Annotated in this window: 19 protein-coding genes and 1 pseudogene; 8 read left to right on the top strand and 12 right to left on the bottom strand. The window is 63.3% G+C overall.

All coding sequences use genetic code 11. The features are described from left to right. The 8 genes from ROA7023_RS21690 to ROA7023_RS21650 all read left to right on the top strand — a co-directional run. On the top strand, positions 1-383 hold a 383-nt coding region (locus ROA7023_RS21690; protein ID WP_442475994.1), incomplete at its 5' end, for a C1q-like domain-containing protein. Between the two features lie 19 nt (positions 384-402). Further along, on the top strand, positions 403-690 hold the full coding sequence (locus ROA7023_RS21685) for a DUF6127 family protein (RefSeq protein WP_075784372.1): 288 nt from the start codon (positions 403-405) through the stop codon (positions 688-690). Positions 691-763: 73 nt separating this feature from the next. After that, on the top strand, positions 764-1438 hold the full coding sequence (locus ROA7023_RS21680; RefSeq protein ID WP_085881070.1) for a YcbK family protein: 675 nt from the start codon (positions 764-766) through the stop codon (positions 1436-1438). A gap of 162 nt (positions 1439-1600) precedes the next feature. Then, positions 1601-1858: a hypothetical protein gene (locus ROA7023_RS21670; protein ID WP_085881068.1), complete on the top strand. Its 258-nt coding sequence runs from the start codon at positions 1601-1603 to the stop codon at positions 1856-1858. Between the two features lie 122 nt (positions 1859-1980). After that, positions 1981-2820 carry a DUF6544 family protein gene (locus ROA7023_RS21665; RefSeq protein ID WP_085881067.1) on the top strand — a complete coding sequence of 280 codons (840 nt, stop codon included), beginning with the start codon at positions 1981-1983 and terminating at the stop codon, positions 2818-2820. Positions 2821-3005: 185 nt separating this feature from the next. Beyond that, positions 3006-4781, top strand: a complete 1776-nt coding sequence (locus ROA7023_RS21660; RefSeq protein ID WP_159458636.1) for a serine hydrolase domain-containing protein — start codon at positions 3006-3008, stop codon at positions 4779-4781. A gap of 22 nt (positions 4782-4803) precedes the next feature. After that, entirely contained in the window at positions 4804-5775 is a 972-nt protein-coding gene (locus tag ROA7023_RS21655; protein ID WP_085881065.1) for a M23 family metallopeptidase, read from the top strand. Further along, a complete protein-coding gene (locus tag ROA7023_RS21650; RefSeq protein WP_085881064.1) occupies positions 5772-6569 on the top strand; it encodes a CPBP family intramembrane glutamic endopeptidase in 798 nt (265 codons plus the stop codon). The genes ROA7023_RS21655 and ROA7023_RS21650 overlap by 4 nt, the downstream gene beginning before the upstream one ends. A 57-nt stretch (positions 6570-6626) precedes the next feature. Here ROA7023_RS21650 and ROA7023_RS21645 read toward each other — a convergent pair whose 3' ends face one another. From ROA7023_RS21645 to ROA7023_RS21585, 12 genes and pseudogenes are all read right to left on the bottom strand, one after another. Further along, positions 6627-7097 (bottom strand): GyrI-like domain-containing protein, encoded by a 471-nt coding sequence (locus ROA7023_RS21645; protein WP_085881063.1) that lies wholly within the window; start codon positions 7095-7097, stop codon positions 6627-6629. A gap of 42 nt (positions 7098-7139) precedes the next feature. After that, positions 7140-8543 (bottom strand): serine hydrolase domain-containing protein, encoded by a 1404-nt coding sequence (locus ROA7023_RS21640; protein ID WP_085881062.1) that lies wholly within the window; start codon positions 8541-8543, stop codon positions 7140-7142. 21 nt (positions 8544-8564) lie between these two features. Then, positions 8565-8891, bottom strand: a complete 327-nt coding sequence (locus ROA7023_RS21635) for a hypothetical protein (protein WP_085881061.1) — start codon at positions 8889-8891, stop codon at positions 8565-8567. A gap of 30 nt (positions 8892-8921) precedes the next feature. Next, entirely contained in the window at positions 8922-9503 is a 582-nt protein-coding gene (locus tag ROA7023_RS21630; protein WP_085881060.1) for an amidohydrolase family protein, read from the bottom strand. 6 nt (positions 9504-9509) lie between these two features. Continuing rightward, positions 9510-10340, bottom strand: coding sequence for an amidohydrolase family protein (locus ROA7023_RS21625; RefSeq protein ID WP_085881059.1), 831 nt, complete (start codon positions 10338-10340; stop codon positions 9510-9512). 120 nt (positions 10341-10460) lie between these two features. Then, positions 10461-11183: pseudogene (locus tag ROA7023_RS21620) on the bottom strand (DUF6544 family protein). A 116-nt stretch (positions 11184-11299) separates the two neighbouring features. Further along, positions 11300-12169 carry an alpha/beta fold hydrolase gene (locus tag ROA7023_RS21610; protein WP_159458634.1) on the bottom strand — a complete coding sequence of 290 codons (870 nt, stop codon included), beginning with the start codon at positions 12167-12169 and terminating at the stop codon, positions 11300-11302. 110 nt (positions 12170-12279) lie between these two features. Beyond that, complete coding sequence (locus tag ROA7023_RS21605; protein ID WP_234992394.1) at positions 12280-13452, bottom strand: serine hydrolase domain-containing protein; 1173 nt, start codon at positions 13450-13452, stop codon at positions 12280-12282. A 5-nt stretch (positions 13453-13457) separates the two neighbouring features. Next, the gene (locus ROA7023_RS21600; protein ID WP_085881054.1) at positions 13458-14312 is read right to left on the bottom strand and encodes a CPBP family intramembrane glutamic endopeptidase; all 855 of its coding nucleotides are present in this window, start codon (positions 14310-14312) and stop codon (positions 13458-13460) included. Positions 14313-14898: 586 nt separating this feature from the next. After that, on the bottom strand, positions 14899-15726 hold the full coding sequence (locus ROA7023_RS21595) for an HNH endonuclease (RefSeq protein WP_085881053.1): 828 nt from the start codon (positions 15724-15726) through the stop codon (positions 14899-14901). Positions 15727-15813: 87 nt separating this feature from the next. After that, entirely contained in the window at positions 15814-16194 is a 381-nt protein-coding gene (locus ROA7023_RS21590) for a hypothetical protein (protein WP_085881052.1), read from the bottom strand. Beyond that, positions 16194-17015, bottom strand: coding sequence for a recombinase family protein (locus tag ROA7023_RS21585; protein ID WP_085881051.1), 822 nt, complete (start codon positions 17013-17015; stop codon positions 16194-16196). Before ROA7023_RS21585 ends, ROA7023_RS21590 begins: the two co-directional genes overlap by 1 nt. Between the last annotated feature and the right edge of the window lie 139 nt (positions 17016-17154).

Below are 17154 nucleotides of genomic sequence, written 5' to 3'. Positions count from 1 at the left end.
ACTATGTCGGCATCGACACCTGGACGAAGATCGGGATCAACAATACCGACTACAACGATCAGGCCGCCTTCGACGCCGCTAACAATCGCTTCGTGACGCCTGTGGCCGGCACCTACCTCTTCGGCGCGACGCTGCTCTACAAGATCAATTCCAGCACGAACGCACGCATGCGCGGACGGCTCGTGCTGAACGGGACGACCGAGATGCGGGGCTCGGCCGGAGAGATCTCAGGGGCGCACGTCTCTGAATCGACGGCGCTCTGGCTGCAGACGATGGCCGTCCTTACCTCGGGCGACACGGTCGAGCTGCAGGGCACCTTCCGCGCGGCAGACGGCTATTTCGCCGCCGACCACACGTCCTTCTGGGGCTGCAAGATTGGCTGAGCTGCGGAAGGAGGACCCGATGAACCCACCCCGATCCGAGGGCTTCGTGCGCATGCCCGACGCCGAGTTCGAGGCGATCCTGACGCGGGCGGCGGAAGAAGGCGCAAAGCGTGCGCTGGCCGATGTCGGGCTCGACGGCGACGAGGCCGCGCTCGACATCCGCGATTTGCGCTCCCTTGTCGACTGCATCCGGCTGGTGCGCCGCACCGCCATGCAGACCGCCGTCCGCATGATCACCACCGGCGTCATGCTGGCGCTGCTGGCGGGCATCGCCATCAAGCTGAAGATCTTCGGCGGCGGCCCGTAGCCGCGCACCATCCCAAACCATCAGCTCACCCGCACCCGCCCTCGAGGCGGGTTTTTCGTTTTGGAGGAAACCTATGACGACGACATTCCACCGCCATTGGCGCGACGTGCCTGAGAGCAGCTGGCGCTGGGCCAACTTCTCCCCCGCCGAGATCGCCTGCCGGGGCACCGGCAAGCTGCTGGTCAACGAACCCGCGCTCGACAAGCTGCAAGCGCTACGCGACCGGCTGGGCAAGCCGCTGATCGTGCGTTCCGCCTATCGCAGCCCGGAACACAATCGCGCCGTCGGCGGCGCGACCCGGTCGAAGCACCTCGACGGCGCCGCCTTCGACATCGCCATGGCGAACCACGACCCGGTGGCCTTCGAGGCGGCGGCGCGGGAGGTCGGGTTCCTCGGCTTCGGCTTCTATCCGCGATCGGGGTTCATCCATGTCGATCTCGGCCCCGCACGGCAGTGGGGCGAGCGGTTCCCGGTCCGGGCGACTGCCTTCGCATCGGAGACTCCGCCTGCACGCGAAGTGCTGGCCGAGAGCCGCACCATGAAGGGAGGCGGCGCGGCTGGCGTGGCGACGCTGGGTGCGGCGGGCGTCGAGGTGGCGCAGGACATCCTGGCCGAGACCCAAGGGGCGATCCTGCCGCTGGTGCCGTATCTGGATACGCTACGCTGGGTGTTCATCGCCGTGGCCTTCGTGGGCATCGCGGTCACGGTCTATGCGCGGCTCGATGACTGGAAGCGGGGGCAGCGATGATCGGGGCGTTGTTCGGTGGGATTATCGCCAGCCCATGGGCGCGGGCAGCGCTGCGCTACGGAGCCATTGCCTTTGCCATCCTGCTGTTCCTGCTATCGATCCGCCGCGCTGGAGAGCGAACGGGGCGGATTGCTGAACGTTTAGAGTCCACGGAGAAAGCCAATGACGTACAACGCCGAATGCTGGAAGCGGCGGCTCGCCGTCCTCGTAATCGTGACGAGCTGGTTGACCGGCTGCGCGGGGGTGGGTTTTGAAACGGGTGGCGTGGCGGCATGTCCGCCGGTCGTGGAATATAGTCGGGAGGTGCAGGCGCGGGCGGCGGTGGAATTGCTGCTGTTGCCGGACGGATCGGTCGTCGTGGCGATGATGGGGGATTATGCGGTCCTGCGGGAGCAGGCGCGAGCGTGTGTAAGTGATTGATTGCGATCGAGCCAAAAAGCGGCCCGACATCCAGACTCGCCCTGAAAATTGACCTATGTCATAACGCTGCATACTTTTTCTCATTAAAAAAGGAACCGCGAAGCTCAGGATTGCCAGTAAAAATGAACTTCATCGTTGCTCTTCTACTCGCGATTCTTCTTGGCGCATGCGCTTTGGCGCTTCTTGCGCTTTCAGATCGGCGGGCCGATCGCGCAGAATGGGACAGACTGACGTCCATCCAACCGACCGCGCCAGAGCTGTTCGAACCGGGCATGGTTTCTGACCTGCCCGAGCCGGCGGCGCGGTATTTTACCTACATGATCCGGCCGGGCACTCCACTTTTGCCGGTCGCCGAGATCGACATGACCGGCCAGTTCAGCCTCGGAACCAAGGACGATCCGCGCTATCAGCCGATGGAAGCCCGCCAGATACTTGCAGCGCCCGAAGGGTTCGTCTGGGCGATGCGCACCAGAGGCGGCATGCCCGTCTCGGGATCAGACTCCGGCAGTTGGACGCGGTTTCGGATATTCGGACTGATCCCGGTGGGGCGTCTTGGTGGTGATCCGGATCATACCCGTTCCGCCTTTGGGCGCTATGCGGCAGAGGCGGTGATCTGGGCTCCGGCCGCCCTCCTGCCGGGTCCCGGTATAACCTGGAACGCGTTGGGCGAGGACACTGCGCGGGTGACGATCCGGCACACAGACCTGGAGCAGGCGGTCGACGTGACCGTGGATGAAGAGGGGCGGCCTTTCGAAGTCACCTTTCAGCGTTGGAGCAATGCCAACCCCGAAAAGGTCCACCGTCTGCAGCCGTTCGGGGCCACCATGTCGGACTTCAGGGACGTTGAGGGCTATCGCCTGCCGTTCCGCGTTGAGGCCGGGAATATGTTCGGCACCGATGATTATTTCCCCTTCTTTCTCGCTGACGTCACCGAGATACGATTTCCACGGCGTGAGCCATGATCGCTCGATTTGCAACCTGTCTGCGTTCTGGGCGCCGAGATACCGCAGCCTGTATCGCACGGCGGGCTGTAAATGCAGGTCGGCGGTCTTTCACCCAAACCATCGTGGCTGCTGCAATCTGTTGCGCCTTCACAGGAAGCGTATCGGCACAGCAAGACAGCACCGTATCTGCGCTGGCCGCGCGGTTGGACGGGCTCGCCCAAGGGTTCATGACAAGCGAACAGGTTCCGGGCGCAATTGCGGCGGTCGTAAGCGGTGAGGAGGTGGTGTTGCGGGGCTATGGCGTCGCCGATCTGGACGATCGGACGCCCGTCACTCCCGACGACGTGCGCTTCGAGATCGGCTCGATCACCAAGCTTTTTACCTGGGTCGCAGTCATGATGCTGGTCGAGGAAGGCAGACTGGATCTGCGCGCAGATGTGTCGGGCTATCTGCCGACCTTCGCGATGCCGGGTAGTGAGCCGCTGACCCTTGCACATCTGATGAGCCACCGGGCTGGCTTTGCTGAAAGCTATGCGATCTTTGACCAGGACATCGCCGCCTTGCCCCGTGCGCAGGCGCTTGCGGCTGCGGCTCCCGAGCAGGTGTTCGCGCGCGGGGAAGTCACGTCCTACTCGAACTGGGGTGCCGCACTGGCGGGGCATATCGTCGAGGAGGTCTCTGGCCAGCCATGGGAGGATTTCGTGCAGGAGCGCATCCTCGATCCGCTGGGCATGGACGAAACCACACTGGCCGAACGCCTGCGACAGCCGGATCAGCCGCCCTTGGCACGCAGTTACCGGATACAGGGTGGTATCGCACATCCAGCCTTCCGCATCGATATCGGCGCGTTCGGCCCGGCGGGGGGGACGGCCAGCACGGCTGCCGACATGGCGCGTTTCCTGCAGTTCCTGATGGGCGACGGAGCGCTGGACGGGGCGCGGTTGTTGCAGACTGAAACGATGGCGCAGATGCGAACACGGCTTTTCGACGACCGACCGCACGCGGCGGATATGGCGCATGGCTTTCAGGCCAGACCACGTTTTGGCACCATGATCTATGGGCACGGCGGCGGCGTGAACGAATTCATCTCGAACCTCGTTTTCATTCCCGAAATCGGTGCGGGGGTCTTCATCTCCCAGAACGGGGGCACAGGCGCGAGCCTGCCCTTTCTGGCCCCGAACATGATCCTCGCCGCACTTGCCGCCGAGGCCGGGCTCGAGGCTCACACCGTGCAGCCCGTGCCGGATGCCGCCGCGCGCGCTGCGGATGCAGCAGGCCGCTATCTGACCAACCGCCGGATGTTTTCGGGCCCCGCTCAACTCTTGGTCGCGCTCTCGCCGCTGAACGTGACCGCGCTGGCGGATGGCGCGTTGCTGATGCCGACGGCCACAATACCGATGCCGTCGCGGTTCGATCCCATCGCGCCCGACCTTTGGCAGAACGCGCAGGGCGATCGCGTGACGGTGATCCGCGATGCGCAGGGACAGGTCGCGCGCCTTGCCGACGGGACCGGGGCGCATACCCATGAACGGCTGCGCGGGTTGGCGGACCCTGTGTGGCTGAGCGCGGGTTTTGCGTTGGCAGCACTTCTGGCAACGACGACGTTTCTGGGGCTTTTGTGGCGGCACGGGCTGCGCGGCGGATCACGGGGCGGAACGCTGGCGGCGGCGGTGGCACTGGCCGGGGCGGTTGCGGTCTGGGGTCTGGTTGCTGCGGGGGTGGCGGTCGGGCTTGTGGCGGCGCGGCTGGGGTCGGAATTCCTGTTCGACCAGCCGCAACGCACGTTTGAGGTGTTTCTTGGCATGGGCGACGTCGTGGCCGTGGTGTCCGTGGCGCTTGTGGCTACACTGCTCATCGTCTGGCGCGCACCGGGATGGGGGTTGTGGCGGCGTCTGCATCACACTGCCTTCGCGCTTGTGCTGGTGGGTCTGGCCGGACTCATGCTCCACTGGGGACTGGCCTTCGGAGGTCCGATCTGATGACGGCCTGCAAGCCATATTCTTGGAAGGTCTCGACATGATGGCGGTGGTTCTGCTCGTGCAGGTCGCCCTGCCTCTGGCCTTGCTCGCGTGGCTGGCCCTGTTCCAGGCGGGATCTATGGTCGGGTGGCTGATGCAGGCTGCGGGTATTGCGGCACTTTTGTTCGCGTTGGCGCGCGTCGCCCAATGGGCGCTGCCTGTCTGGTGGCTGCCTTGGGGATATGCGGGTGTGTTTCTTGTCATCGTGGCCTGGCAAGTGTCTGCGCTGCCCGCCCGGCCGCCGTTGCCCCACGGCGCGTGGGCGTGGTCGGCAATGGTGGTCTCGGCGGGTCTTCTGGCGCTCGGCAGCTTCTACGCGGTCAAGGCGCTTTCCGGGCGCGCTCTGCCGCCGGTCGAGGTCGTCGATATTTCCAATCCCTTCGGGCCGGGCCGCTATCTTGTGGGGCACGGTGGATCCAACACTCTGGTCAACGGCCATATGCGGACGCTGGATGCCAGCGTCGAGCGGTTCCGCCCCTGGCGCGGGCAATCCTACGCAGTGGACTTCTTCGGACTTGGCGCCTGGGGCCTGCGCGCCCGCGGTTGGCAGCCCGCTGACCCGGCGGCCTATGCGATTTTCGGGGCAGAGCTTCGCGCGCCCTGTGCAGGGGTGGTGGCCGCCGCAAGGGCGGACATGCCAGATTTTGAAGTGCTCGAAAGCGATCAGGTCAACCGGCTCGGCAACCATGTCATTCTGCGCTGTGGCGGGGCCGAGATCGTTTTCGCGCACATGCGACAAGGCAGCATCGCGGTCGTGGCGGGCGACCGGATAGAGGTCGGCCACCGGCTGGGCGAGGTTGGCAATTCCGGCGCCTCGACCGAGCCGCATCTGCATATCCACGCACAACGCCCGGCACCCGAAGGCGCGCCGTCGATCTCGGGCGACCCGCTGGCCATCCGCATTGATGGGCGTTTTCTTGTGCGCGGCGATCGCCTTCGGGGCCAGGCGCAATGAGCGTTGCGGCCTACCGGCCGTTCGCGTTTCTCGCCACGGCACTGGCCTGGACATGGGCATTCTGGTCGGTGCCCGCCTTGACCGGGCTCGAACCCTGGAGCGGCAAGGGGCGATGGCTCATCTACCTGGGTGGTGTCGGCCCGCTCCTTGCCGGGCTCTGGTTCCAGCACCGACACAGCGCCGGTCGAGGCTTGCGCGATCTCTGGCAGCGGCTGGTGCAGCCCGGTCGCGCACCGCTCTGGCTCTGGGCGGCGACACTCCTGCTGATCCCGGCGCTTTCGCTTCTTGCGCACGGTCTCCTGATGCTCGGTGGTGGCACCGGCCCCACGCTTGCCCTTCCCGGTGCCACCTGGCCCGCGGCCCTCGGATACGCCGCGTTCATCTTTCTGCTCGGACCGCTGCCGGAAGAGATCGGATGGCGCGGCTACGGGCTCGACGCGCTGCTCGTCCGGCATGACCCTGTGGTGGCGTCGATCATCCTGGGAGCAGCATGGGGCGCTTGGCATCTGCCGCTGCTTGCAATGGACGGATACTACGATGACTTCGGCGGGCCACCCGTCCTGTGGCTTTTCCTTTGGTCGATCCTGATGAAAACCCTCATTATGACATGGGGTTATCTGGCATCCGACAGATCGCTCCTGTTGATGGTGGTGTTCCATTTCATGATCAACGCCGCTGGAGAGGTCCTGCCACGATCTGCCGAGGTCGAGACCGTGTTTCAGTTTCTGCTTACGGCGGTCGCCTTGGCAGCGGCGCTGCATCTGCGATCCAATTGGCACGCGGCACGGCGATAGGCGGCTCGGCGACCGCCGCCCCGCCGGGGAAGTTTGGGTGCCACCAGTGCCAGTGCGCTATGCGACCGTTACATAGACATCGGTCTCGAGGTCCGCTTCGGATGCCACCGTCGATGGGTCATTGAGATAAATCTCCCAACTTGGCATGCCGACAGACATGCCCTTCACCTCAAGATGTTTCATCATCGCGACATAGCTGTCACGGAGCATTGCGTAAGGGCCCCTGTGTACGAAATTCAGGACATCACCATCAGGCAGGACATCACACTTCACATCGCCCTTGGCCTTCCTTGCATCCTCCTCAGAGACCACAAAACCTGCGCGAAACGGCATCTTGTCCGGGTCAAAGGTGACATAGACCGCTAGGGGATTGCCCGCACTCGTGATTTCTTTGTCCGCGATGAAACTCGCGACCGACTGGAATGCCGACCCCATGGCCTCGCTGATGCATTTCGGGTCCATGCTGCAGGTCCGTTCCTCATAGAGGTAAGCGGCGGGTTCGACGGTTACCATTTTGTATTCAGTCATCTATCCACTCCTTTGATGTTGTCGTGATCGTTCTGGTAATGTCTATCCTTGGTCCGATATTGCTGCGGTCGTCCGGCCGGGCGCGATTGCGAACATGGCCAGGCAGAGGCCAGCCACCCCGGACGCAGCGGCGAGCCAGAGCCAGAGGCCGGGGAGGATCGAGAAGATGAAGAGGTAGTCCTGCGCCTGCGCCCAGAGCGGCCAACCGACGCCTGCGGCCCCCGCCAGCGCCGCCGCGCCGCGCCATGTCGGGCCGCGCCGCCAACGCCAGAACACGGCCCCAAGCGCAAGCAGCGCCCCGGCCAGCAGCAGCGCGATGGCGACCCGCGCCGCGGTTTCGGCCCAAAGGATGCGGGTTATCCCCACAGGCTGCACGCCGAGGCTCTCGGACCAGACCCGCAGTACCGCGGCGAACAGCGGCCAGGCGCGTTGGCTGTTTGACAGGATCACGATCCCGTCTCCGGTCTCGGGCACCAGATGCAGATGGGTCATCCAGCCGTAGCCCTGTCCGCCGTGCCAAACCGACTGCCTCCCATCCGAAAGGGTCTCGGTGAAATGGCCGAGGGCGTAGCCGTCCGCCGCAAAGCCAAAGAGGCCGTCTACCGCAACAACTGATCGGTGAAGTGCCGCAACACCCTGCGCCGAAAGCACCGGTTGATCCGCGCCCGCCATCCCGGCTGCGGCGAAGCGCGCCACATGGCCCGCCGTTGCAAACAGCCCGCCCGAAGCGCGGCCTGGATAGACATAGGGTGCGACGGGCGGCCCGCGCAGGTCATGCCCTAGCGGCATCTCGAACCCGGTCCAGTCGAAGCCTGCGCGTTCCATCTCGAGGGGGGAAAGGACCTCGCGCGCCATGAACACAGCGAAATCCTCGCCCGTGCAGTCCTCTATAACCAACTCCAGCAGATTGAAGCCGGTGTCGGAATAGGCGAACGCGGCTGAGGGGGCGGCAATAATTTCGAAATCCTCTGCCAGATGCTCTGCCAGTTCGGGCCTTGGTTCATCCGGTGCAAAGCGGGCTGCGAAGTCGCCAAGACCGATTCCGGCGCTGTGCGACAGAAGCTGCCGGGACGTCAGCGGCGGCGTGCTCTCGGGCGGCTGCCAGCTCGTAAGACAATCGGTGATCGGAGCATCGAGATCGAGGCGCCCGGTCTCGGCCAGCCGCATCGCGCCCCATGCAGTGACGGGCTTGGAGATCGACTCGACCCGGAACAGCGCATCCACCGTCATCTCGCGCCCGGTGGCAGGATCAGCGTAGCCGAAGGCGCGGGTCCAGACCGGCGCGCCGTTCTCCAACACGGTGACGACAACCCCCGGCACGCCGTCACTTGCCATGCGTGCCTGTACAGTATCGCTGAGACGGTCTGAGGCAGTCGCTCCCACCACGACCGAGCTGATCGAAAAAGCGCCAATGATGGCAATGAAAAGCAAGGATTGATGGGTCATTTTGTTCCTCGAAGGCTCCCCTCAATCCGCGTCTGTCAGCGTGTTCGTCTCTTGCAAGACAACCTGCAAAAGGATTGCTGTGGCCCTCCGGGCTCTTCGAAGGGCGGGCTGTGGGCGGAATTTTCGAACGTGTAGAGGCCTCTCACCGGCGCATTGACCAGGTCGAAATAGGTGCGGTAAAGGTAGATCGAAGTCAGTCAGGCGCGCCGCCAGATCATCCCTCAGCAGGTTCTCCCAGAAGAAGGGCCGCGACCAGAGCTTGCCGCGCCAGACATTGATCTTGTCCATCACTGTATAGGCCCGCATGCGCCAGACCGGCAAGAAGATGCCGGTGATGACCGTGCGCATGTCGCGCGTCTGTCCGGATGGGCCACACACCTACTCCCCCTCGGACAGAAGCGTCGCCTCAAGCGCGTCCAGAGCCGCCCGGTCAAGGACAACGCCACCGACGATTACCGCACGCGGGCGGCGCAGCGTCGCGAGGCTTTCCAGCGGATTGGCGTCGAGCAAAACCAGGTCGGCCTGGCGGCCCGGTGCGATGGTGCCGTCCTGGTCGGACAGCCCGAAAAACCGGGGCGGCGCAACAGTTGCGGTGTAGAGCGCCTCACGCGGGGTCAGGCCGATTTCGACATAAAGGTCCAGCTCATCCAGCAGCGAAAACCCATGGAACAGATAGGGGTTGGCGAAGGACGCATCGGTGGATGCAAGGATTGGCACACCCGCCCTGTGGGTCATCAGGAATGTGCGCCGGTCAAGCGCGATAGACTCCGCGGCCAGATCACGCACCTCATCCGTCATCGCCTCCAGCCGGAAATCCGGTCGGCCCCAGGCTTCGCGCACTTCGGCCGGGATCATCCGCATACGCGGGGCGTCCGGGGCGGGCCAGTTGCCGGTGTAGAAATCGGCGACCACGAGAGTCGGGCTGACGTGCATCCCAGATGCGGCAAGACGTGCAAGCATCTCGTCTCACAGCGCCTGATCCCATGTTTCCAGGATAACCCGGTTCTGCCCCGCCATAACCTCAAAGATGGCCGCCTGATCGGCACCGTTCGCCATGACGCGCCGCACATCCTCCAGCATTCGCTCTTCGCCCGTCGCGCAAGCCATGGCGACCCGCCCGAAATGCTCCATCCCGTCCTGGCCCGCGTCGATGGCGGTGCCAAGTGCCACGCGCTCGGGGATGTGGCCGACAAGCGGCAGATCGTATTCATGCGCCGCCTCGGCCAGAGCGAGATAGGTCGGCTCGTCCAGCATCGAATAGGACTTCACCGCCGCCCAGCCTTCGGCCGCGATCCGGTCCACCACCGCGCGCGCGTCTTCTGGTGTGTCGGCAAGGAACATGCCCGGCCACGACCCCGGAGTTGCGTCGACCCATGCGCCCGACAGGATCAGGCGTGGGCCAAGCACCTCCCCCGCCTCGATCCGCGCCTGCAACTCCTGTTGCGCGTCGATAGGCCAGAGTGCGCCCATGTCCCGGATACCTGTGACGCCGTTGATCAGGTAAAGCGGCAACGCCGTGTCGGGTTCGGTGGCGCTTGAGAAGATATGAACGTGGCTGTCCCAAAGGCCGGGAATCAAATATGCGCCGCCACCTTCGTACCGGGAAAAGCCGATCGGAGCGGAAAGGTCCCGGCCGATATCTGCAATGCGGTTATCTTCGATCAGCACGGATTGCCCTTCGGAGAGTGCTCCGGTCTCGATATCGACAAGCGTGACGTTCGTCAGAAATGCATCAGACGCGGCGCGGTCCGGCAGGGCGGAGGCGGCGATGGCGATCGAGTAGATGAACGGTCTCATATTCGTGCTCCAAACATAATAGGGCTTTCAACATAGCCACGTCGCATGGTGCATGCGGTGTCGTCTGCATCGGCGCGGCGGGTGATGGTATCTTGCGGAAGCGGTTGCACCCGGACACCCTCATCGTGCCTCGTAGTCCGTGAGGCGCAAGTGGCCGTAGGTGTAAGGCCCTTCGGGCAGGTGCCAGATGGCGTCGCCTTCGCTTGCCACGCGCCAGCCGTCGAATTCGCGATAGTGCCCAAGCGGCGTGCTCCAGCGCAGGATGCGCATGTTGCCGTCCTTTTCAAGCATTCCCCGGTCATCCGAGACGAAATCCACAAGTTCCCCGGCGGCATTGAAGACTAGCTCTGCTGACACGGAATTGGGGCCAAGCGCAAAGGTGACGCGGGCACGAGTGTCGTCAATCTCGGCCCAGGTGAGCCGAGGATCTATCAGGCGCGAGGGCGCGTAGAAACACAGGTCGTTCAGAATCGTGATTGTCTCGGTCCGGGTCAGCTCCGGCCCGCTGATATCGACGACGTTAAAAAGCCCAGTCAGCCGCACCCGCATCGTCGCATGATCGCGGTTAAAGTGATGCAGCACGGCCACGGGCAGCCCCTTCATACGAGTCGTCATCAGGAAAAGCCTCTCGGGCGTGTCGAACCGTTCCTATTGCACCACCGGCCCCGTCATGCCGGGTGCGTCAGGGGCATCGAACATCACGGCGTCAAAATGCATCGTGATCTCCGTGACAACCGGTCGCCCGATCGAGCCCGTCAAGGCAATGTATCGCCGGACAGGCGGCGGCAAATGGGCGATATCGGCCTCGGTCAGAAGCTTTGTCTTCTCGCGCGGCGCCGCCATCGCCTCGGCCCTGCGGGCTTCGAATGCCCTTGGCAGACTGGTCGTCCATATCACGACAGCCAGTCCCACAGCCAAAACGGAGAATATGACGATAGTCCAAATCATTGCCTTCTTCCTCATTGATTTTCCCCCGAAATGGATCCGGTCGCGGTTTCCCGGATGAAATCCGAGATCCGTTCCGCCACCTCAGGGTCGCGCCCTAGCCAGAGGTGCCCGCCGGTCAGGTAGATGGTAAGCTCTGCGTCCGGGATGCGCTCGACCAGCAGCCGTGCCGTGTCCGCCGTGCCAAACAGATCATCCTCGCAGGACAGGATCAACGTCGGAACGGTGATTTGCTCGAAGGCGGTCGGCGACGGGGTTCCTGACCAGAACCCATCATTGCGCAGCCCATCGCCCTTGAGGCTGATCGGCATCAGGCCATCGAGGATCAGCCGGGCTCGGTGACGTTCCTGTGCCGAGACCCGGTCCAGCAGCGCCGGATCGGTCGCCAGCAGTGTCCGGATCAACTGGTTCGGTGCCAACGCGGCAAGTGCCCAGAACCAGGCATCCGAATTCAGCACCGTCTCGACCACAAACCGCTGAAGCGCAGTGAACTCCACGGGGTCGCGCCCGGTCAGGTTGGCCGCCGGAACAATCAAGATCAGTGCCGAACAACGGTCCGGATGGCGCAGCGCGAATTCCGCCGCTGTTGATGCACCAGCCGATCCCCCGGCGACGGCAAGCCGGTCGATCCCGAGGTGGTCGAGCAGGTCTGCAAGAACATCCGCCTGATGTGCGGGCGATGCATCGTCGGGAAAGGCGCTGCGCAGATAACCGAAACGCGACGGTGCGACGATCTGCATCCCGGCCTCGCGCAGCCCATGGGCAAAGAGCAAGCCCTGATCGAACCCGCCGCCGGTGCCGTGGATCATCATCAGTGGCGGGCCGCGCCCTGCGACGGCATATTCCAGCGCACCGGCGCTCGTTTTGATGACATTGCTGCGCATTGCTAGCCGCACGTCTGTCGAGACCTTCGCCGCGCGGAATGCTCCGACGAAGTAGGCCGCAGTTGCGACAGCGAGGCCGCCCAACCCGGTTAAGACAATCCGGCGAGGGATCATTGAAACGCCCCAATCGCGAGATCGGCCAGCGCCGCCTCAAGTGCCGCCACCAGATCGCTGCTGTCATCCACGATGCCCGCATCGGTGTTGATCTGGAAGGCGACGGTCACGCCATGATCGGCATAGTGGCGCAGGCTGGAGACATAGGCCGGGATCCAGCCGCCATGGCCGTAGACCGGGCCGCGGGGCGTGTCGGCATAGATTGCGACGCCTGCGCCATAGAAAATGCCCGGTGCGTCCGGCGAAACCGGCACCCCGTCAAGCAGGCGGTCCAGGTAGGGGGCGTCCATCGCCGTGCCACCGAACAGCGCATGCCCCCAACGCGCCAGGTCATGAGAGGTCGAGGCCAGCCCGCCGCCGGTCCATTCCACGGACACGTCCCAGACCAGCCGACCATCCGCATCTGCCGTGCGCTCCGGCAGGCCAAAGGGATTGCCCGGGACCGCGTAGCCGACCGCGAGGCCCGGAATTTCGCGCCGATCGGATGGGATCGTGTCGGGTAGGTCCAGCGGACCCAGAAACGTCGCCTGCACCACATCGTAATAGGAGCGCCCACTCACCTCCTCGATGACCAGACCAAGAAGGATGTAGCCGGTGTCACTATAGGCCCAGGCTGTGCCGGGCTCGAACAACGGCGCGCGACCCGCGACGAAGCCCAAAATCTGCTCCGGCGTGAATGCATCGCCAGCTTCAGCGATCCGCGCCGCAGCGGCTGCCTCAAATTCCGGCAAGTGCGGATGATCGGGTAACCCGGCCTGATGGCGCAAGAGGTGTGCGATGGTCATCGTCTGCGCATTGGGCAGGGCGGCAAACCAGGGGCGATCCCCGAGATGAATGGCCAAGAGATCCGACTGTGCGAGCACCCCCTCGCTCTCCAGCGCCAGCACAGCCGCGGCGACGAAGGTCTTGCCGATGCTTGCCGCCAGCATGCGTGCATCAGGCGTCATCGCGCGCCCGGACTCGACATCCGCCAGACCCACTGCCGCCACAGCGACCGTCCCATCGGGCAAGGCGATCGCTGCCGTTGCGCCGGGAAAGGCATAGCGGCCGTGGAAGTCCCCGAGCGTGGTTTCCAATTGCACCGAAAGCGCGGACCTGTCTTGCGCTGCAAGCGGGGCCGATATCCCGATACAGGCAATCGCGGTGGCGATGAGAACGCGGACATCCACGACTTTTACACCGCCGGTCGAGAGACGGAGCCCGACAATGGCGGCACGACCTCGGTCACGGCGCGCTCACGGGTGAACATCGTGTCGCGATTCCACCACACCACGACAACGGCGACGCCGACGAGGATGATCGTGTCCCAAGGCTGCGCATCTGGCCAGAACGGGTTGATCAACTGCCAGTGAAACAGCATCGGCCAGAGCAGGCTACCGCGCGCGGAGTTGAAGATCGGCGTGACCAGAACCGCAAGGACGATGTTGCCGATAAAGAATGGCAGAAAGTTCCACCCAGCAAAGACCGTCCCGGCAAGGAAGAAGGCGGGCAGATGCCAGAAGCCCCAGATCATCCCGATCAGTATCCCGGCCCAGATCGGCGCCATGTGCCGCTGCAGGATCGGCTGGGCCACGCCGCGCCAGCCGAACTCCTCGATCGGGCCTAGCATCAGCATCATGAACAGTATTGCCACCATCGCACCCGTGCCCTCGGGTGGGATCGGCGCGAGAACCGGGCCGCCCTTGATCAGCGAGCCCGCGATGAAGACCAGAGGAACGACGATCAGGATGAAGACCACCCAACCGGTCGAAACGCGCCAGAGAAACAGGCGGGACACAAAGGCGCGCACACCCGAAGTCCCTGTGTAGAGCAGCACGAGCCCGAAGGCTGAGATCGCGGGAGCCCAGGTTGCAAGAAAGAAGAACGGGTGCGAGCCGCTGATTTCGCCGAACCGGGCGGTGGCGGTTTCCGGTGCGAGAACGTAGAATCCGATCAGCCCCCATGTGATCAGGAACGTCACGGCCAGAAAGCCGAAGAATGCGATTGAAGGTATGCGGTGCGGTCTTTCTGTGTGTGATGCGAGGCTCATCACCAGCCCTCCAAGTGAATGAGAAAATACATACCGATTCTAGGACATTCTCAAGAAATCAGCGTTGACCTCGATCAAATGAGCAACGATGGCCTCGCGTCCTGCCGCGTTTCCCGCAAGTCACGCGGTAGCCGATATTCTGAGGGAGCGCGGCATGGCGAACTATCTTTGGATGTAATAAGTTCAATGGCTTAGGGGGTGGAGAAGGTTCGACGTCAGTCGCGTTCCCTCCGCCATTATCCCCATTGCGAACCAGTAACACTGCCCTGACGGGCACGGATTTTTGCGTGTTATCAAAGGGGCTTGCGTGAACCGACCGAACCTCATAAGCGCGCCGTCTGGCCAAAGCTGGGCTCAGAATGGCCCTCAGTCTCAGTTTGGGCGAACCTCGACCATTTCGGTTCGGTCCTTTTTTAACGCGACTTTTCAATGACCTGCTTCTAAACCCCGCCAAAACCCAAACGCGCGTTCCGAACGATATCGATGGCCACATAGACAGAACACGCAGTAGGCGCGTTGCTCGGGATTCCAGCGGAAGCTGGCGGACTTCTTGGGTGGGTTCGCATCTCATTCCCCCAAGGAATACTCATGCTTTGTCTTCTTGGTCCCCCAGCATGGTGTCGACTATCGCCGCGTAGCGATCTGCAAGCTGGCGCACGTCTTGGTGAGCGAGTTCGATAATCTGCCTGAGCCTCTGGTTTTCCCCTATCGGCAAATAGTCATGTTTCGCCATATGAGCTTCAATCGCTGCAATCTTGTCCGTTTCCTGAGCGAGGAAATCGCGATAGTCTTGGTCGGCTTTTACAGCGTTACATGATCGGCAAGCCGGAACGAGATTGCCGAGGCGGTGTTCGCCAAGGGACGTGCGGTTGATCGGAATGACGTGTTCCATCACCAGATCCCCCGCTGCACCACAATAGGCACAGCGTTGGTCGAAATCGGAAATAACTTCCTGCCACTGGTCGGCATTGAACTGTTCGTCTCCAATGCGGCCGAGAAGGTGTCGGACAAAAGCGTTCTGAGCGATGCCGATGGCACTACCGCGGTAACGCCCACGAGCCGCCCGTTCTTTGGCTTCAACCGGGGGTGAGTCCGGCTGTGGGTTGAAGTCATGGGCGATCTCTCGCTTTGCCAGATATTGGCGAAAGAGGGGAAGGCTCTTGCTGGTTGGAGGGTTGAACCATTGACTTGTTACCCGCACCGGGACGCCGTGAACTTCGTGCGTGGCGTTATAAAACCGCACGTGCTCCTCAGGTGCAATTTTCGACACGGGCTTGCAGAAGGGATAGTTGATGTCGAAGATTTCTTTTGAATACTTAGGATCCTGAAGACGGGCAAACTCCGAAGGATCGCTTGTTTCGCAGTATTGAAAAATTGCAGCAGCATTGCGCTTGACGAATTGACCGATCTTCATGGGGGGAAGTCTCCAGAAATGTGGAGGAACCTTAGCTGGATCCGAGATTTCTCGCGACCAACATTTTTGACCTGACTGCAACAGAAATCAATCGAACACCTTTTCCGGTTGCTCGGCCCATGGCCGTTCCGCCACGCCGCAGAGGTCGATGATCGCCAGCACCGTGGGCTCGCGCCGCAGGACCAGTCGTTCCAACACCGATGGCGCGAGCCATGCCAGCCGGATCACGCGACTGACATAGCGGTCAGAGATGCCTTCTTCTCTGGCCAGATCGGCGATGGTGGTGACGTCGCCGCGCTCCAGCCTGCGCCGCCAAGCCCACGCGCGACCGATAGCGCGTAATAGCCGGGCATCCTGGCCGCGATCCATGGCCACCTCGATCTCCTTCGGCGGCAGGATGCGCGGGCGGCCGCCGCGATTGCGCAGGGTGAGCGGGATGTGGACGCGGAGGGTTTCTGGCTCCGCCATCACGCCACCTCCGGCTTGGTCGGGGCCATGAGTGCCGCAATCGCGCCCAGCCCCTCATGTCGGAGATCGACCGCCAGCCCGGTGTCGCTGGCGGTGACGCGCGCCACCAGAAGCCTGACTACGCGCGCCTGTTCGGCCGGGATTAGCGCCTTCCACATGTCGTCGAACTGGGTGAGCGACGCGCTGATATCAGCCTCGTCAAGGTCTGGCCGATCCTTACGCAGGGTCCGCGACACCCTCGCAGCAACCTCCGGGGTGCGCAGCAGGCGACGGATTTCGCCGACCACGGCATCCTCGACCATGCCGCCCGGCAGCCGCTGCGGCCCGCGCAGCTCGGCCTTGGGCCGCTTCTTGATCACGTCCATCGAGACATAGTAGCGATAACGGCGCGTGCCTTTCTTGGTGTGATGCGGGGTCATCGCCACGCCGGTCTCGGTGAAGATCAACCCGCGCAGCAGCGCCGGTGAGGGTTCTTGGGCCACGGCCTTCCTAAGATACCGGTTGTTCGCGATCACCTCATGCACCTCGTCCCAGAGCGTCTCGTCGATGATCGCGTCGTGTTCGCCGGGATAGGCGGTGCCCTTGTGCACCGCGAGGCCGCGATAGACCTTGTTGTGCAGCGTCTTGAGCAGCGAGGTCTTGTCGTAGGGCCTGCCGGTCTTGGTGAGGATCGCGCGCGCATCTAACTCGCGGACCACCTGCGCAGTGGAACTTGACCGCGCGTATAGCGTGAAGATCGTTCGCACCGCCTCGGCCTCGTCCGGATCCACGATCAGCTTGCGGTCTTTCACGTTGTATCCCAGCGGCACCGGCCCACCCATCCAGATGCCCTTTTTGGGCTATTTCGCGTTTCATGTGGGTGGGCTGTGGGTCGATCATTCGAGAACGGCCCCAGATGTTGTGCGGGAGTGTGAGGCTGGCAGGTGGCTGAGCTTTCCCGCGATCAGGTAGGACATGTTG

The sequence above is a fragment of the Roseisalinus antarcticus genome, assembly GCF_900172355.1.
GTDB lineage: Bacteria > Pseudomonadota > Alphaproteobacteria > Rhodobacterales > Rhodobacteraceae > Oceanicola > Oceanicola antarcticus_A.
The sequence above is the reverse complement of the archived record's forward strand: the minus strand, read 5'-3'. Positions and strand labels throughout refer to the sequence as shown.

Bases quoted from the DNA above. Each gene is read 5' to 3' on its own strand.
- ROA7023_RS21625 (WP_085881059.1), bottom strand. From the start codon at position 10,340: ATGAGACCGTTCATCTACTCGATCGCCATCGCCGCCTCCGCCCTGCCG.
- ROA7023_RS21630 (WP_085881060.1), bottom strand. From the start codon at position 9,503: ATGCTTGCACGTCTTGCCGCATCTGGGATGCACGTCAGCCCGACTCTC.
- ROA7023_RS21600 (WP_085881054.1), bottom strand. From the start codon at position 14,312: ATGAGCCTCGCATCACACACAGAAAGACCGCACCGCATACCTTCAATC.
- ROA7023_RS21680 (WP_085881070.1), top strand. From the start codon at position 764: ATGACGACGACATTCCACCGCCATTGGCGCGACGTGCCTGAGAGCAGC.
- ROA7023_RS21640 (WP_085881062.1), bottom strand. From the start codon at position 8,543: ATGACCCATCAATCCTTGCTTTTCATTGCCATCATTGGCGCTTTTTCG.
- ROA7023_RS21585 (WP_085881051.1), bottom strand. From the start codon at position 17,015: ATGGGTGGGCCGGTGCCGCTGGGATACAACGTGAAAGACCGCAAGCTG.
- ROA7023_RS21650 (WP_085881064.1), top strand. From the start codon at position 5,772: ATGAGCGTTGCGGCCTACCGGCCGTTCGCGTTTCTCGCCACGGCACTG.
- ROA7023_RS21685 (WP_075784372.1), top strand. From the start codon at position 403: ATGAACCCACCCCGATCCGAGGGCTTCGTGCGCATGCCCGACGCCGAG.
- ROA7023_RS21595 (WP_085881053.1), bottom strand. From the start codon at position 15,726: ATGAAGATCGGTCAATTCGTCAAGCGCAATGCTGCTGCAATTTTTCAA.
- ROA7023_RS21665 (WP_085881067.1), top strand. From the start codon at position 1,981: ATGAACTTCATCGTTGCTCTTCTACTCGCGATTCTTCTTGGCGCATGC.
- ROA7023_RS21610 (WP_159458634.1), bottom strand. From the start codon at position 12,169: ATGCGCAGCAATGTCATCAAAACGAGCGCCGGTGCGCTGGAATATGCC.
- ROA7023_RS21670 (WP_085881068.1), top strand. From the start codon at position 1,601: ATGACGTACAACGCCGAATGCTGGAAGCGGCGGCTCGCCGTCCTCGTA.
- ROA7023_RS21645 (WP_085881063.1), bottom strand. From the start codon at position 7,097: ATGACTGAATACAAAATGGTAACCGTCGAACCCGCCGCTTACCTCTAT.
- ROA7023_RS21635 (WP_085881061.1), bottom strand. From the start codon at position 8,891: ATGCGCACGGTCATCACCGGCATCTTCTTGCCGGTCTGGCGCATGCGG.
- ROA7023_RS21590 (WP_085881052.1), bottom strand. From the start codon at position 16,194: ATGGCGGAGCCAGAAACCCTCCGCGTCCACATCCCGCTCACCCTGCGC.